This is a genomic window from Vibrio sp. 05-20-BW147 (assembly GCF_013369385.1).
Classification (GTDB): domain Bacteria; phylum Pseudomonadota; class Gammaproteobacteria; order Enterobacterales; family Vibrionaceae; genus Vibrio; species Vibrio floridensis.
This window is the reverse complement of sequence record NZ_SZTO01000020.1, coordinates 66,105-82,529: the sequence shown is the minus strand read 5'-3', so window position 1 is coordinate 82,529 and position 16,425 is coordinate 66,105. Positions and strand designations below refer to the sequence as shown.

The 16,425-nt window shown below is 47.4% G+C and carries 15 protein-coding genes; 6 read left to right on the top strand and 9 right to left on the bottom strand.

Annotated elements, in window-relative coordinates; genetic code table 11:
• Positions 1–156 precede the first annotated feature (156 nt).
• The 3 genes from hemG to FC652_RS17050 are packed head-to-tail and all read right to left on the bottom strand — an operon-like array spanning position 157 to position 2,820.
• Entirely contained in the window at positions 157–684 is a 528-nt protein-coding gene (hemG, locus tag FC652_RS17060) for a menaquinone-dependent protoporphyrinogen IX dehydrogenase (RefSeq protein WP_043921081.1), read from the bottom strand.
• Between the two features lie 9 nt (positions 685–693).
• Positions 694–2,151, bottom strand: coding sequence for a TrkH family potassium uptake protein (locus tag FC652_RS17055; protein WP_011079016.1), 1,458 nt, complete (start codon positions 2,149–2,151; stop codon positions 694–696).
• Positions 2,152–2,196: 45 nt separating this feature from the next.
• On the bottom strand, positions 2,197–2,820 hold the full coding sequence (locus FC652_RS17050) for a YigZ family protein (protein ID WP_011149066.1): 624 nt from the start codon (positions 2,818–2,820) through the stop codon (positions 2,197–2,199).
• Between the two features lie 247 nt (positions 2,821–3,067).
• Here FC652_RS17050 and fadB point away from each other — a divergent pair, with 247 nt between their 5' ends.
• The 3 genes from fadB to FC652_RS17035 all read left to right on the top strand — a co-directional run bounded on the left by fadB (position 3,068) and on the right by FC652_RS17035 (position 7,556).
• Positions 3,068–5,239 carry a fatty acid oxidation complex subunit alpha FadB gene (gene fadB, locus FC652_RS17045; protein ID WP_176299516.1) on the top strand — a complete coding sequence of 724 codons (2,172 nt, stop codon included), beginning with the start codon at positions 3,068–3,070 and terminating at the stop codon, positions 5,237–5,239.
• Between the two features lie 12 nt (positions 5,240–5,251).
• Complete coding sequence (gene fadA / locus FC652_RS17040) at positions 5,252–6,415, top strand: acetyl-CoA C-acyltransferase FadA (protein ID WP_011149064.1); 1,164 nt, start codon at positions 5,252–5,254, stop codon at positions 6,413–6,415.
• Positions 6,416–6,575: 160 nt separating this feature from the next.
• Entirely contained in the window at positions 6,576–7,556 is a 981-nt protein-coding gene (locus FC652_RS17035) for an MDR family oxidoreductase (protein WP_176299515.1), read from the top strand.
• Positions 7,557–7,627: 71 nt separating this feature from the next.
• Here FC652_RS17035 and FC652_RS17030 read toward each other — a convergent pair whose 3' ends face one another.
• Both FC652_RS17030 and FC652_RS17025 read right to left on the bottom strand, forming a co-directional pair.
• Positions 7,628–8,569 carry a LysR family transcriptional regulator gene (locus FC652_RS17030; RefSeq protein WP_061059006.1) on the bottom strand — a complete coding sequence of 314 codons (942 nt, stop codon included), beginning with the start codon at positions 8,567–8,569 and terminating at the stop codon, positions 7,628–7,630.
• Between the two features lie 153 nt (positions 8,570–8,722).
• A complete protein-coding gene (locus FC652_RS17025) occupies positions 8,723–8,908 on the bottom strand; it encodes a hypothetical protein (RefSeq protein WP_011079022.1) in 186 nt (61 codons plus the stop codon).
• A gap of 131 nt (positions 8,909–9,039) precedes the next feature.
• Between FC652_RS17025 and tusA the strand changes: the two genes are divergently transcribed.
• Positions 9,040–9,285 carry a sulfurtransferase TusA gene (gene tusA, locus FC652_RS17020; RefSeq protein ID WP_011079023.1) on the top strand — a complete coding sequence of 82 codons (246 nt, stop codon included), beginning with the start codon at positions 9,040–9,042 and terminating at the stop codon, positions 9,283–9,285.
• Positions 9,286–9,325: 40 nt separating this feature from the next.
• On the opposite strand, the gene FC652_RS17015 is transcribed toward tusA, so the two are convergent.
• The 3 genes from FC652_RS17015 to FC652_RS17005 all read right to left on the bottom strand — a co-directional run bounded on the left by FC652_RS17015 (position 9,326) and on the right by FC652_RS17005 (position 12,283).
• Complete coding sequence (locus tag FC652_RS17015) at positions 9,326–9,586, bottom strand: hypothetical protein (RefSeq protein ID WP_176299514.1); 261 nt, start codon at positions 9,584–9,586, stop codon at positions 9,326–9,328.
• Positions 9,587–9,753: 167 nt separating this feature from the next.
• A complete protein-coding gene (locus tag FC652_RS17010) occupies positions 9,754–11,427 on the bottom strand; it encodes an ABC transporter substrate-binding protein (RefSeq protein WP_176299513.1) in 1,674 nt (557 codons plus the stop codon).
• 298 nt (positions 11,428–11,725) lie between these two features.
• A complete protein-coding gene (locus FC652_RS17005) occupies positions 11,726–12,283 on the bottom strand; it encodes a TMEM165/GDT1 family protein (RefSeq protein WP_176299512.1) in 558 nt (185 codons plus the stop codon).
• Positions 12,284–12,763: 480 nt separating this feature from the next.
• Here FC652_RS17005 and glyQ point away from each other — a divergent pair, with 480 nt between their 5' ends.
• Together glyQ and glyS are read left to right on the top strand one after the other, a co-directional pair.
• Complete coding sequence (gene glyQ / locus FC652_RS17000; protein ID WP_011079026.1) at positions 12,764–13,681, top strand: glycine--tRNA ligase subunit alpha; 918 nt, start codon at positions 12,764–12,766, stop codon at positions 13,679–13,681.
• A gap of 13 nt (positions 13,682–13,694) precedes the next feature.
• Positions 13,695–15,776, top strand: coding sequence for a glycine--tRNA ligase subunit beta (gene glyS / locus FC652_RS16995; protein WP_176299511.1), 2,082 nt, complete (start codon positions 13,695–13,697; stop codon positions 15,774–15,776).
• Between the two features lie 82 nt (positions 15,777–15,858).
• Here the strand turns inward: glyS and FC652_RS16990 are convergent, their stop codons facing one another.
• Positions 15,859–16,224 (bottom strand): hypothetical protein, encoded by a 366-nt coding sequence (locus tag FC652_RS16990; protein ID WP_176299510.1) that lies wholly within the window; start codon positions 16,222–16,224, stop codon positions 15,859–15,861.
• Between the last annotated feature and the right edge of the window lie 201 nt (positions 16,225–16,425).

Sequence of the window (16,425 nt, the reverse complement as noted above, 5' to 3'; positions counted from 1 at the left end):
CTGATGGGCTCTGGTTTCTTTCGAAGCCTTGCCGTGTCAGCGAGGTGGCATTATAGAGATCGGCGTCACGTTGGCAAGCCCTTTTTCACGTTTTTTTTGATTTTTCTATCGTTCGTTTAAAAAAGAGTCAAAACAAGCAAAAAGTGCAGGTTATTTCTACAAACAAGCAAACTTCTCAGAGAATTGGCGTACTTTCTTCCAGTTGGTGTACTCCACTTCTTTACTGGTGTCCGTCTCTCCGCCAGTTAATGTCATGATGAGTTTGATCATATTTCTATCAAACCAGTTATATCTGGGGTAATAGAGCGCGCCAGCGAAAACACCGATTAGGTTAGGCTGCCAAGGAGACTTTTTAAGAAATGTTCGAATATAAGCGCTTCCCTCTGGCGTATCTTTCCCTTGCTCTTCTTTTCTTGCGGTTAGGTTGACGCAAAAGAACGCCACTTTATGTTCATTCAACTGAGTTAGGTTATGCTGGATAAATTGATAGAGCTTTTGATTCAAATGACCATAGCGAATCGACGCGCCAATCAGCACTTTGTCATAAACAGAAAAATCCACCGTATCGATGTCATGTAGATTCTTCACATCACATTGATAGCTCGGTAACTGTTCTTCTATATATTGAAGGATTTTCTTGGTCTGCCCCTCACGGGAAGAATAAAGAAATAGGGCTTTCACTATCATTTCTCCTTAACTGCGCCAAAACGTAGGGGTTAGCAATATAAGTAAGGTAAAGATTTCTAAACGACCAAAGAGCATAGACACCACCAAAACCCATTTGGCTTTATCGTTCACATCCGCAAAATGCACTGCAACTTCCCCCAAGCCTGGACCTAGGTTGTTTAGCGTCGCTGCGACGGCCGAAAAAGCGGTAAGTTCGTCCATTCCTGTCGCAATAAGTGCGAGCATACAAACGACGAACACCAATGCATAAGCGGAGAAGAATCCCCACACCGCATCCACCACACGTTGCGACAGAGCATTGCCACCCACTTTGATGGTGTAGACCGCTCTAGGGTGAACCAAGCGCTTAAGTTCACGCGCACCTTGCAACGTGAGCAATAAAATCCGAATAACTTTCATACCACCACCGGTTGAGCCTGCACATCCGCCAATAAAAGAGGAGAACAGCAGTAACACGGGTAGAAATAGTGGCCAATCTGAAAATCCCGTGGTGGTGAAACCCGCAGTCGTTGAGATGGAGACTGTTTGGAACAACGCTTGGTCGAAGGCATCGTAAATGGAGTCGTAAGAATGGTGTGCCAACAATAATAAGAAGCAAATGACAAACAGCAGTGCTTGAATAAAGATAAACGCTCTAAACTCTGGGTCTTTCCAATAGTATTTGGGATGAACACCGCCAGAGGCAAAGGCGGCAAAGTGAAGTGAGTAGTTACATGCCGAGATCAGCAGGAAGATAACCGTGATTAAGTTAATCGCATAGCTATCGAAATACCCCATACTGGCGTCGTGGGTAGAAAAGCCACCAATCGCGATGGTAGAGAAACTATGGCTAATCGCATCAAACGGCGTCATTCCCGCCAGCCAGAAAGCCCCCGCACAAGCGATAGTCAGACTCAAATAGATATACCAAAGTGCTTTAGCCGTTTCAGCAATACGCGGGGTCATTTTACTGTCTTTGACTGGACCAGGAATTTCTGCACGATACAACTGCATGCCACCGATGCCTAGAACCGGCAAAATCGCGACCGCCAGCACGATGATCCCCATACCGCCAAACCATTGCAGTATCTGGCGATAGAACAAAATCGCTTTGGGCAGTTCATCTAAACCGACGATAACCGTCGCACCCGTGGTGGTCAGCGCGGAGAAGGATTCGAAAAACGCATCGGTGATCGAAATACTGGGGTTATCAGCGATCAGAAAGGGCAACGCACCAGCACTGCCGAGTACGGTCCAAAACAGCACCACAATTAAAAAGCCATCGCGCGCTTTGAGTTCGTGTTTATGCCTACGGTTTGGAAACCAACACACGGTGCCGCAAAACAGCAGCACAAAAAAGGTCGTAACAAAAGGAACACCCGCACCATCGCGATAAATAAGCGCCACCAACGCGGGCGCAAGCATAGTGACACTGAAGAGTGCGAGCAACAGCCCGACAATACGAATAATTGAACGAAATTGCATGGGTGATTGAATCAATAAAGTCGATAGACTTCCTAGTTGTTATTGTTATTTCCCGATATAAGGCGTCACGAGCGCTTTTGCACTGCTTTTGTTGATCATGGTTTGAGTAAACATCTCCACGTTTCTCACTTCCAGTTCAACCACCAGCACGACGCTCTCACTGTATTGAGCGTCAACCTCAACAGCGTCGAATTGCTGCATTATAGATTGCGCAATTGGTACGAACGCATAGTCTAACTCCAGTCTGAGTTTTGTGGTTATTTTTTTCTCAATTGTTTGAAGCAGCTTGAGCGCCTGCTGCACACCACCGCCATACGCTTTCACTAATCCACCAGTGCCAAGGCGAATACCACCATAATATCGTGTTACGACTGCGGTGATCTCACCAACACCCGACCCAGAGAGCTGCGCCAAAATCGGCTTTCCTGCTGTACCGGATGGTTCGCCATCATCACTAAAACCCCACTTCATTGAATCCTCTGGTCGCCCAGCAACAAACGCCCAACAGTTATGACGCGCATCGGCATGTTGCGTTTTAATCCTCTCTACAAAAGCTTTTGCCGCCTCTATCGTCGGGGTATGAGCAAGATAAGTAATAAAGAGACTCTTTTTGATTTCTTCTTCAAATTGAATCGCTTGGGCTGGGATGAGGTATGGATTTTCGTTCATGACATTCGCACTATCAACAAGAGCGGCAAGTGTAGCATGCCCCTATTCAGAGTGCATAAGATCTGCTTTAACGCACAATGTTAAACACTTGTTTAAAAAATGTATTGAAATTAGACAATCCGAGGTCCACACTAAGCAAACTGGTCTAACCAGAATATAAATACAACACTTTCCACTATACCTACATCGGCGAATGTGCGCCTTAGGTATACAGACAATCCAAGATTGTATGTCATGGAGATAGACAATGATTTACCAAGCCGAAACCCTACAGGTAAAGGAAGTACAAGATGGAGTGGCAGAAATCCTTTTCTGCGCGCCAAATTCCGTCAATAAGCTCGATCTAGCAACCCTTGCTTCACTCGACAAAGCGCTTGATGCGCTCACCGCTCACTACGGTCTGAAAGGCGTGATGCTTACATCAGACAAAGAAGCCTTTATTGTCGGAGCAGATATCACTGAGTTTTTAGGACTGTTTGCCAAGCCAGAAGAAGAACTCGACCAATGGCTTCAATTTGCCAATAGCATCTTCAATAAACTGGAAGATTTGCCCGTTCCGACTGTCGCGGTTGTCAAAGGGCATACCTTAGGCGGTGGATGTGAGTGTGTACTTGCTACCGACTTACGCATTGGTGATAAAACCACCAGCATTGGTCTTCCTGAAACCAAACTCGGCATTATGCCTGGTTTTGGCGGTTGTGTGCGTTTGCCGCGCGTGATCGGCGCAGACAGCGCCATGGAAATCATCACCCAAGGCAAAGCTTGCCGTGCAGAGGAAGCTCTAAAAATTGGTTTGCTTGATGCTGTCGTCGATTCCGATCGCCTCTACGCATCCGCCCTGCAAACACTCACCGATGCCATCAATGAAAAAATTGACTGGAAAGCACGTCGCCAGCAAAAAACCTCAGCGTTAACGCTAAGCAAACTCGAAGCGATGATGAGTTTCACCATGGCCAAAGGCTTGGTAGCTCAAGTGGCAGGGCCACACTACCCTGCACCGATGACCGCCGTTGTCACGATTGAAGAAGGTGCCCGTTTTGCGCGCAATCAAGCGTTAGACATCGAAAGAAAACATTTCGTTAAACTGGCGAAGTCAGAAGAAGCCAAGGCCTTGGTGGGTCTTTTCCTCAATGACCAATACATCAAAGGCATAGCGAAGAAAGCAGCAAAATCCGCCAATAAAGAGACCCAACGTGCAGCAGTGCTGGGCGCAGGTATTATGGGGGGCGGCATAGCCTACCAATCTGCTCTCAAAGGTGTGCCCGTGATCATGAAAGACATCGCGCAAGCATCACTGGATCTGGGCATGACGGAAGCGTCAAAGCTACTCAACAAACAGCTTGAACGTGGCAAGATTGATGGCTTTAAAATGGCCGGTATTCTCGCTTCTATTACGCCAAGCCTTCACTACGCGGGCATCGATAACGCCGATATCATCGTAGAAGCCGTGGTCGAAAACCCGAAAGTGAAAGCAGCCGTATTAAGCGAAGTGGAAGAGCAAGTTAGCGAAGAGACCGTTCTCACTTCGAACACCTCGACCATTCCAATTAACTTGCTGGCCAAATCACTCAAACGACCAGAGAATTTCTGTGGTATGCACTTCTTCAACCCAGTGCATCGCATGCCTTTAGTCGAAATCATTCGTGGTGAACACACCTCCGATGAAACCATCAACCGTGTCGTTGCTTACGCAGCCAAAATGGGCAAATCCCCAATTGTGGTCAATGACTGCCCAGGGTTCTTTGTTAACCGCGTGCTGTTCCCATACTTTGGTGGTTTTAGCATGTTGCTGCGCGATGGTGCCGACTTTACTCAAATCGATAAAGTGATGGAACGTAAGTTTGGTTGGCCAATGGGCCCTGCTTACTTATTGGATGTGGTCGGTATTGATACCGCACACCACGCTCAAGCCGTCATGGCGCAAGGGTTCCCTGAGCGCATGGGTAAACAAGGTCGCGATGCAATTGATGCCTTGTTTGAAGCCAACAAGTATGGCCAGAAAAACGGCAGCGGTTTCTACACGTACACCATGGACAAGAAAGGTAAACCGAAGAAAGCATTCAGTGATGAGATCGTACCGATTCTTGCTCCTGTTTGTGCCGCTCAACAAGCCTTTGACGATCAGACCATTATCCAACGCATGATGATTCCGATGATCAACGAAGTGGTGCTTTGCTTGCAAGAAGGCATCATCGCCTCAGCGCAAGAAGCGGATATGGCGCTGGTGTATGGCCTTGGTTTCCCTCCTTTCCGTGGTGGTGTATTCCGCTACTTAGATAGTGTTGGTATTGCAAACTTTGTCGCAATGGCACAGCAGCATGTTGAACTTGGCACTATGTATCAGGTTCCACAAATGCTTATTGATATGGCTGAAAAAGGGCAAACCTTTTACGGCGCGCAACAGCAAGGTTCTATCTAAGGAGTTCCCACAATGAAAAATGTCGTAATTGTCGATTGTCTACGTACGCCAATGGGTCGCTCTAAAGGTGGCGCCTTCCGCCACACTCGAGCAGAAGATCTTTCTGCCCATTTGATGAAAGGGATTCTGGCGCGTAACCCACAAGTTAACCCAAGTGAGATTGAAGATATCTATTGGGGATGTGTTCAACAAACCCTAGAACAAGGCTTTAACGTAGCGCGAAACGCAGCGCTGCTGGCAGGTTTGCCAATTGAAATTGGCGCTGTGACGGTCAACCGTCTCTGTGGTTCATCGATGCAAGCGCTGCACGATGGTGCGCGCGCCATCATGACTGGCGATGCAGAGATCTGTTTGATCGGCGGTGTTGAGCATATGGGTCACGTGCCAATGAACCACGGCGTGGATTTTCACCCAGGCATGTCGAAACACGTTGCCAAAGCGGCGGGCATGATGGGCTTAACCGCTGAAATGCTTGGCAAGCTGCACGGCATTAGCCGTGAGCAACAAGATGAGTTTGCCGCACGCTCTCACGCTCGTGCCCATGCTGCAACGCTGGAAGGTCGATTCAAAAACGAAATTCTGCCTACCGAAGGGCATGCCGCGGATGGCACCTTGTTCACCTTGGATCATGACGAAGTGATTCGCCCAGAAACCACAGTGGAAGGGCTTTCTCAACTTCGCCCTGTGTTTGATCCAGCCAATGGCACCGTCACGGCTGGCACATCCTCTGCTTTGTCGGATGGTGCGTCTGCGATGTTGATCATGAGTGAAGAGAAAGCCAATGAGCTTGGCGTGACGATTCGTGCTCGTATTAAAGGCATGGCGATCGCCGGTTGCGATCCTTCCATCATGGGTTACGGCCCTGTACCTGCGACGCAAAAAGCACTCAAACGTGCCGGTCTATCGATTGAAGACATGGATGTGATTGAGCTCAATGAAGCGTTTGCAGCGCAATCTCTACCGTGTGCGAAAGACCTAGGTCTGCTGGATGTGATGGATGAGAAGGTCAACCTTAACGGTGGCGCGATCGCTCTTGGCCACCCACTGGGTTGCTCGGGGGCTCGTATTTCAACCACTCTGATTAACCTGATGGAAGCCAAAGACGCCAAATACGGCCTTGCGACCATGTGCATTGGTTTAGGCCAAGGCATTGCAACGGTATTTGAACGTCCTTAACCTCGTCGGTTAAACGCCTTCACTCACTAAGAGCGGCTTGAGCCGCTCTTAATTTATGCGTAAAACGCATTACTATAATGCTAAAGTTTCATTTTATTCATAGTTCACTTGCGCCTACACTTATCCCGTTTGACCTATCTGCAATCGCTGGAGAAATCTCATGTTTCACGCTTTAGTTCTTAATCAGGAAGAAAAACGCACCATCGCCACTATTGAACAAATGGATGAGTCTCAGCTACCCGAAGGCAACGTGCTGGTGGCCGTTGACTATTCATCTCTCAACTTCAAAGATGGCTTAGCGATCACGGGGAAAGGCAAAATCATCCGCAACTTTCCGATGATTCCAGGTATCGACTTAGCAGGTACTGTCATCGAATCACAAGACGGGCGCTACCAAGCAGGGGATCAGGTTGTGCTCACGGGCTGGGGTGTTGGGGAAAATCATTGGGGCGGAATGGCGCAGCGTGCGCGTCTTAACGCTGATTGGTTAGTGCCGCTACCAACAGAAATAGACAGCAAAAAAGCAATGATGATTGGTACTGCGGGTTTCACCGCCATGCTGTGTGTTCAAGCACTGCTCGATGCTGACATCAAACCAGAAGCGGGAGAAATCCTTGTCACCGGCGCAAGTGGCGGTGTCGGCTCTGTGGCCGTGACACTCTTGGCTCAACTCGGTTACCAAGTGGCAGCGGTGACTGGTCGTGTTGAACAAAACGGCCCACTACTCAAACAACTTGGCGCCAGCCGCATTATTGATCGGGTTGAATTTGAAGAGCCCGCTCGCCCACTAGAAAAACAAATTTGGGCTGGCGCAGTCGACACCGTTGGCAGCAAAGTACTGGCAAAAGTGCTAGCGCAAATGGACTACAACAGTGCGGTCGCCGCATGTGGCCTCGCGGGCGGCTTTGATCTGCCGACCACCGTCATGCCATTCATTCTACGTAACGTTCGCCTACAAGGTATCGACTCAGTAATGTGCCCAACGGAAAAACGCATCGCAGCGTGGGAAAAACTGGTAGCGCTATTGCCAGAAAGCTACTTTGAACAAGCGTGTACCGAAGTTGAACTCAGAGAAGCGACAAAATACGCGGAAGACATCACCAATGGCCAAGTGACCGGTCGCGTGGTCATCAAGCTGTAGCTCTTGCCGTACAAATAGCGAAAAAAAGCCGAGTCACACTCGGCTTTTTGCTGTTCTTTCTCCAGCTCGCATTAATCGAGCCCCATATCTTCAATACGTTTGGCAATCAGCCGGCTGCACTCTTCACGCACGACGGACCGCAACCATTCTTGAGCCGGAGAATGTTCACATCGCGGATGCCAAATCATCGAGTAATCAAAGGGGGTAAACTGAAACGGCAACGCTTTCACCACCAAATCGTAGCGCTCGGCAACCAAATAGGCTAAATCGGCGGGGACGGTAATGATCAAGGGCATGGTGTCCACTATCGCCAGTGCCGCTTCAAGATGATAGGCACGCAGCACCATCTTTCGTTGCGGCTGATCGACTAACGCTTGCTCGATCAGCGCTTTCACGCCATCACTGATGGCAATCATGGCATGGGGATAATACAGATAGTCTGTCAGACTCATCTCTTTTCCCGCGAGCGGATGCTGCTTGGAAAGCAAACACAGCACCCCCACTCGGCCCAAGACTTCGCTACGCAGCGGTTCAACCGGACCCGTGGGACGGCAAATAGCCAGATCGGCCCCTTCATACGTCAACTGATCCGCCAAGCGATCGTGTTGCAAAGGAAGAAAATGAAACGACACATTAGGCGCTTCTTGGTAGATCCTCGGCAGAGCAAACGGCAAGATCGTCTGCATCGCGTAATCAGTGGTGGCGATGGTAAACGTTTGAGTGCAGAGATGAGGATCAAACTCAGATGGAGAGAGCAATTGACGTAACGATTCCAGTGGCTCGCCAAGAGCTCGGTCGATCTCTAATGCTTTTTCAGTCGGCAATAAATGTTGCCCTTCACGCGTAAACAGCGGGTCACCAAGCAAATCGCGCAAGCGCCCCAACACTCGACTCATCGCAGATTGACTGAGATTCAAACGCACTGCGGCTTTGCTAACACTGCTTTCTTCAATTAACACTCGCAGTGCCACCAGCAAATTCAGATCTCGACGGTAAATCTCTTCCAACTCCACGTTGAAGCTCCTATCCACGCTCAATGCCTGTGACAATTGTACTCTTCAGGCAAAAAAAATCCCGCCTTTCAGCGGGGAAGCCCAAGAAAAATGGGGATAGTGTCGGAATGAAGTGTCGTTAAATTGGTGAGCGTAGGTTTGTTAACAAAAGCGCTAATTCTCTTGTTCTTCAGATGCACCGGACCATCGATGCATCTCAATCCAAATCCCGATGATGGTTGCGCTCATACCTAAAATAGGCATCAATGAGGTTTCTGCTGGCGTTCTGAACACGAGTGCACAAAACGAGATGAAGCACAAAACCGAATAAATGGTCAATCTATCTAATGCTGTTAGCATCGCTCCCTCCGCCAGTTGTTACCAAATTGTTAACTAAAGTTAAAACAAAATGATCGCTTTGCCAAGTGGTTATTGAATATTTTTTCTACGAAAGTAGAATTCACCGCTAAGTAAGTTAAGAGAATCACATTATGAGCTTTAATCCTGAACTGGCGACCAAGACCTTAGAGGCGGAAGGACTACGCTGCCCAGAGCCAGTAATGATGGTCAGGAAGACAATTCGAACCATGCAAGACGGTGAGGTTTTACTGGTAAAAGCCGATGATCCATCCACCACCAGAGACATTCCAAGCTTTTGTCGCTTTATGGATCATCAACTCATTGCGGCACAAACCGACGAGCTACCCTATCAGTATCTGATTAAGAAAGGCTTATAACGCGAGATAAAAAAACGGCAGCCACACGGCTGCCATTTCTTTATTGATCGAATTCGATAGAACGAATTTCCGATTGCAGCTTATTCAACTGCTTTTTCATCGATCGCATCTCTTCATGCATTGGAATGATGTGAGCAACGCGGATCCACGCTTCTACAGTTAAACCGGTGAGAATGAAAGATCCCGCGACTATCGGGAGCCACATGTCTGTTAAAACCATCGCCAACAAACAGAGTGCTAAACCAAAAGTGAACAGATAACTCTGACTTTTCGCAGTCATACCCATATATCGTGTCAGCATAATGCAACCCTCTCGTCCTCTTTGATAACACTAAAGTATCATGACCATGATGACGTTGATATGTACAGGATCACGCATTTTATCTATTGAAATGTCACATGATGAAACGAGGTGATGCAAAAAAGCCCTAATAACGTAGGGCTTGTAGGAAAAAGCTGAGCAATGAACTAACTGCGTGGTTTTAGATCCAGAACGTGCAGTAATCGCTCGGGCGTGCCTTCCCAAATCATAGGACGACCTTTCGGATTGTCTTTGTTCCACCAGCCAGTAAAACGCTTGGTATTGTATTGGTAGAAATTCGGGCCAGATAACACAGGCACGGTAACCTGATTTTCTGCAATGATAGCCTGAATGCCATGGGCTATTTTTTTCTGCTCTTGAAGGTTTGCCGTTGTGTAGAAGCTATCCAGTAATGCATCTAACTTGTCATTTTTCCAGTGATGCATAGCAAAACGCGGCATCCCTTCTGAAGCTTGCAAACGAGAGTGATAACCACTGTCCCAATACTTATGAGGCGTAGAGCCATGGAAATAGTTGGTATAAGCAATATCATAATCTGCAGAAATCATTCCATTATTGTAAATCGAAAAATCTGGCGTACGTGCTTTCACGTTAATGCCAACCTCGACCAACTGCTCCACTGCGAGCATCACGGTGTTATTAAAATCCGTCCAGCCTTGCGGAGATTGGATCAGCAACTCAAACTTCTTACCCGCTGGTGATTCAACAAAGCCATCGTTATCGAGATCTTTATAGCCCGCTTTCGCTAGCAGAGCTTTGGCCTGCTCCGGTGAGTAGGTCATAAACGGTTTGTATTTTTCATGGGTTGTTTTGTCCGACCAAGCTTCAAATGCGTAGCCAAGGCCAGAGGCAAAATCGTTCAATACCGCATTTCCATAGTTAGCAATATCAATCAACGTTTGGCGATCCAATGCCATCGAGAAGGCACGGCGGAATTGGATATCGTTGAGCACTGGGTGCTTCACTGGATCTTTAGACGCGAAATTGAACACAAACGCTTGGGTTCCCGCCGGTGGGAACCAGTAGCCATGATCGCTCGATGCTTGCATGTAGGTTTGATCAATATCAGGAACAAATGAACCAGCCCAATCGATGCTCGAACGCATCAGCTCCGCCAACACCTGATCATTATGGTTCATTTGCGGCACACGCAAACAGTCCACCTCTAAGTTAGCGTTATCCCAATAATTGGGGTTACGGCATTGCAGGAACAGAGTGCTGGTAAACTGTGGTAATTCGGTAAACGGTCCCGTACCAACTGGGTTTGGGTTCATAAATGCTGCTGGATCAGCCACCTCTTTCCACTGATGCTCGGGCACAATAGGAACTTGAACAATTTCATAGCTGATGTTGGTATTAACTTCATTAAGATGGAAACGTACTTGATAAGGGCTCAGCTTCTCAACCAATTTAATCTTACTATTGATACCGCGATCATCGATGCTGGTATGCGCTTTAACCAGTTCAAAAGTGAAAACCACATCGTCTGCATCAAAAGTCTCACCATCCGACCATTTAACCCCTTTGCGTAAATCAAAGGTGATACTGAGTAAGTCTTCACTTAGAACATATCCTGTCGCCAAACGAAACTCTGGCACGTTGCCATGGAGTTCATTGAAGATGACCAGCGGTTCGAAAATAAAATCACGAGCCGTATGTAAGCGTGATACTGCATACGGGTTAAAGTTGCGAATCAACGAGGCGTTGTGATTGGGAATAATGGTCAGTTGCGACAAATCAGCAACATCCGTCTTGGCTGATGAAGAAGCACTAAACATCAGTGCAGATACGATAGCTGTAGACAACAATGTGTTTTTCATGGTGATCCCTTGTGAACATGACTGCACACAAAATAACCAACCACAATTAAATCATCAATAGAACTAAAAACTATAAAAAACAAATAGTTGAGCCTTTAGTCAATAAAAATAACCATTTGATGATTTAACAACGTACCTCCACGTCACCCCAAAGGAGATTATGTGTTTCACCTCAAGGTTACTGGATAATAATGTCGTAAGAAAACAACAATTTACCTAAAAAATTCAATATGAGCTTGTGCTCAAATTGCGAGGAGGTTAAAAGTTCCCCTCGCATTTGAACCCGAACTCATATGAATTATGAATAAAACGCTGCGCCAATCGCTAATGCAACAAACAGAGCTGCTGTGACTTTGCGGATTAACGCCAATGGCAGTTTATCCGCAGACAGTTTCCCAATCAGCACCACAGGGGCATTGGCCAGCAACATGCCAATGGTGGTTCCTAACACAACCCAGGTCAGTGCATCCGCATACTGTGCCCCTAGAATGGACGTTGCGATCTGCGTTTTATCGCCAATCTCAGCGATAAAGAAAGCAATAAAGCTGGCCACAAAAGGGCCACGGTTTGAGATCTCTTCTTCGTCATCCAACTTATCGGGAATCAACACCCATCCCGCCATGGCTAAGAAACTAGCCACCACCACCCACTTCAACACGTCGGGAGAAAGATAATCGGCAACAACGACACCCAGCCAAGCAGCCAAGGCATGGTTAGCAATCGTCGCGAAAAAGATCGCAGCAATGATTGGGATCGGTTTGCGGTAACGGCTGGCTAACAGCAGAGACAACAATTGGGTTTTATCGCCAATTTCGGCTAAGGCGACAGTAGTAATTGAAATAGCTAAAACGCTCACGACATGCTCATTGGGGCGGGATAATTATAGTAACCATAGACAAACCCCACGCCCCACCCCGGTTCGTGATGTTTGTCTAAGGTCTTGCTAAACTTGAAAGGCTTCAAGTCTCGAACGCCATGGTGATTTGGCACCAATTATGTTGACGGACGAACTCGATGAAAATGGCTTTTCATCCAGTAAGCTACTCCCCAAAGACAGGCGCAATTCTAGCCAGCTTATCCGAACATCTCAAGTAAGAAATCCGTCAAAAACTCCCTTTTAGGAAAAATTCAGTCGATAACGCGGTAAAAATCCATTAAACGAGAAAATTGCCCACGAATTAATCAAGATTAGCTCTACTCCCATGCTGAATATCTGGGTATACTTGATCGTTATTTTATTCAACCGTCATTACCTTCATTCACCCCTGTTGGCAGCAGAAAGCCCAACAAATTCGATGAATGAATCCGTAATAAGAGAATCGCGCGAACCTGACTTATGCAAAAATACGATATCAAAACCTTCCAGGGAATGATCCTCGCGCTGCAGGATTATTGGGCTCAAAATGGTTGTACCATTGTTCAACCGCTGGATATGGAAGTGGGTGCGGGTACCTCTCACCCAATGACTTGTCTACGAGCGCTTGGCCCAGAGCCAATGTCGACAGCTTACGTACAACCTTCTCGTCGTCCGACCGATGGCCGTTACGGTGAAAACCCTAACCGTCTACAGCACTACTACCAATTCCAAGTTGCGCTAAAACCGTCGCCAGACAATATTCAAGAGTTGTACCTAGGCTCTCTAGAAGTTCTTGGTATTGACCCACTGGTTCACGACATTCGCTTCGTGGAAGACAACTGGGAAAACCCAACGCTAGGCGCTTGGGGTTTAGGCTGGGAAGTTTGGCTAAACGGTATGGAAGTGACTCAGTTTACTTACTTCCAACAAGTCGGCGGCCTTGAGTGTAAACCAGTTACTGGTGAGATCACTTACGGTATCGAACGTCTTGCTATGTACATCCAAGAAGTTGACTCGGTTTACGATCTGACTTGGAACATCGCACCTGATGGCAGCAAAGTGACTTACGGTGATATCTTCCACCAAAACGAAGTAGAACAATCAACTTACAACTTCGAGCACGCTGATGTGGATTTCCTGTTCAGCTTCTTCGAACAATGTGAGAAAGAGTGTCAACAACTGCTTGAGCTAGAAAAACCACTTCCTCTACCTGCCTACGAGCGCATTCTAAAAGCGGCTCACGCGTTCAACCTACTCGATGCTCGCAAAGCGATCTCAGTCACTGAACGTCAACGCTACATCCTGCGCATCCGTAACCTGACTAAATCAGTGGCAGAAGCATACTACGCATCACGCGAAGCACTGGGCTTCCCAATGTGTAAGAAAGAACAAGCGTAAGAGGTAGAGTAACATGGCAAAAGAATTTTTAATCGAGCTAGGTACTGAAGAACTGCCACCAACGCAACTTCGTACTCTGGCTGAAGCATTTACAGCAAACTTTGAAGCAGAGCTAAAAGGTGCTGAGCTAACGCACGAAGGTGTGAAATGGTACGCAGCGCCTCGTCGCCTTGCACTGAAAGTCACCGCATTAGCCGAACACCAAGCAGACAAAATCGTTGAAAAGCGTGGTCCTGCCGTTTCTGCCGCTTTTGATGCAGAAGGTAATGCAACCAAAGCCGCTCAGGGTTGGGCACGTGGTTGTGGCATCACGGTTGATCAAGCAGAGCGCATGATCACCGACAAAGGCGAATGGCTGCTGTTCAAACAAGAAGTCAAAGGCCAACCAACGGCTGATATCGTGGTTGAGCTGGCAGCCAAAGCGCTAGCAGGTCTACCTATCGCAAAACCTATGCGTTGGGGTAACAAAACCACTCAATTTATCCGTCCAGTAAAAACGCTGACTATGCTAATGGGTAGTGACCTTATTCAAGGTGAAATCCTAGGCGTAGCTTCTGATCGCGTTATCCGTGGTCACCGCTTTATGGGTGAGCGCGAGTTCACTATCGAGTCTGCAGAGCAATACCCTGCACTTCTAGAAGAGCGCGGTAAAGTGATGGCAGATTACGAAATGCGTAAAGCCATCATTCTTGCTGACGCACAAAAAGCAGCAGCGGCAATCGGCGGTATCGCTGATCTCGAAGATGACCTAGTCGAAGAAGTCACCTCTCTGGTTGAATGGCCAGTGGTACTGACCGCTAAGTTCGAAGAAGAGTTCCTAAAAGTCCCAGCAGAAGCATTGGTTTACACCATGAAAGGTGACCAAAAGTACTTCCCTGTCTACACCGAAGACAAGCAGCTACTGCCTAACTTCATCTTCGTGTCTAACATCGAATCGAAAGAGCCTCGTTATGTGATTGAAGGTAACGAGAAAGTGGTTCGCCCACGTCTTGCGGATGCGGAGTTCTTCTTCAACACGGACCGTAAGAGCAAGCTCATCGATCGTCTGCCAATGCTAGAAAACGCGATTTTCCAACAGCAACTTGGCACCATCAAAGACAAAACCGATCGCATCACGGAACTGGCTGGCTACATTGCTGAGCAAATCGGTGCTGACGTTGAGAAATCAAAACGCGCTGGTCTTCTAGCAAAATGTGACCTCATGACCTCGATGGTATTCGAGTTTACCGATACTCAAGGTGTGATGGGCATGCACTACGCTCGCCATGACGGTGAAGCGGAAGAAGTAGCCGTGGCACTCAACGAGCAATACATGCCTCGTTTCGCTGGTGATGACCTACCATCAAATGGTGTATCTGCAGCAATTGCGATGGCAGACAAGCTAGACACTATCGTCGGTATCTTCGGTATCGGTCAAGCGCCAAAAGGTTCTGACCCATTTGCACTGCGCCGCGCATCTCTCGGTGTACTGCGTATCATCGTTGAATACGGTTACAACCTAGACCTAGTAGACCTAGTGGCGAAAGCGAAGTCACTGTTCGCCCAACAAGATGGTACTAGCCGTTTAACTAACGATAACGTTGAGCAAGAAGTGATTGAGTTTATGCTGGGTCGTTTCCGCGCTTGGTACCAAGACGAAGGCTTCAGTGTCGACATCATCCAAGCGGTATTGGCACGTCGTCCAACGAAACCTGCTGACTTTGACCAACGTGTTAAAGCGGTTTCTCACTTCCGTGAACTGGAAGCGGCAGAAGCACTGGCGGCAGCGAACAAGCGTGTTGGTAACATCCTCGCGAAATTCGATGGCGAGCTAGCAGCAGAAATCGACCTTGCGCTACTGCAAGAAGACGCAGAGAAAGTACTGGCTGAAAACGTGGAAGTGATGACAGAAGCGCTTGAGCCAGCATTTGCCACTGGTAACTACCAAGAAGCGCTAAGTAAACTCGCAGACCTTCGTGAGCCTGTGGATGCGTTCTTCGATAACGTAATGGTTATGGCTGATGATGAAGCACTGAAGACCAACCGTCTAACGCTCCTGAACAACCTACGTAACCTGTTCCTACAGATCGCTGACATTTCTTTGCTTCAGAAGTAATGTATTGCGCTTTGAAGTGATTAAGAGATAAGTAAAAGGGAAGCATCAGCTTCCCTTTTTTGTTTCTTGGCATCCAAACGGCTTAGTTGGTGGCTTCTTGTTCACAGCGAGCAAAGTCATAATGCTCTTCACGACCACCTTTTCCTTTGAAGCCCATACGAACAACAAAGCCTTGGCTCAACAAATCAAGCATATCTTCACATGCCCATTCGTATCCACCTTTCTTAATCGCATGAGTATCCCATTGATAACCGTCAGGTACCCAAACGTAGTAATCAATATAGCCTTCATCGGTGACTTTTAAATCCTGGATCTCTTTCAATTCATCTTGTAATGCTGCCACTACCTCTGGGGCCGCTGTTGGCACACTGGCTTGATAGCTCGTCGTACTACACGCGGCTAAACCTGCCACCAACATGGTCGATAATAAACACTTTCTCATTTTCATTGTAATTCCATTTAGTTATGTAATGCGCACGCATAATACATTCACAACAAGAATAACCACAAAGCCATATGGCGTTCTAATTTATCAAAATGTTATATGGATCATCCGCTCTGACATTTGCTGAATTTTTCTTCTTTATTAAGAAGAATTTCGTGGGAAAAAGTTTCAGCTTACGAGCAATTTCACGCTTTTACTCTCTGT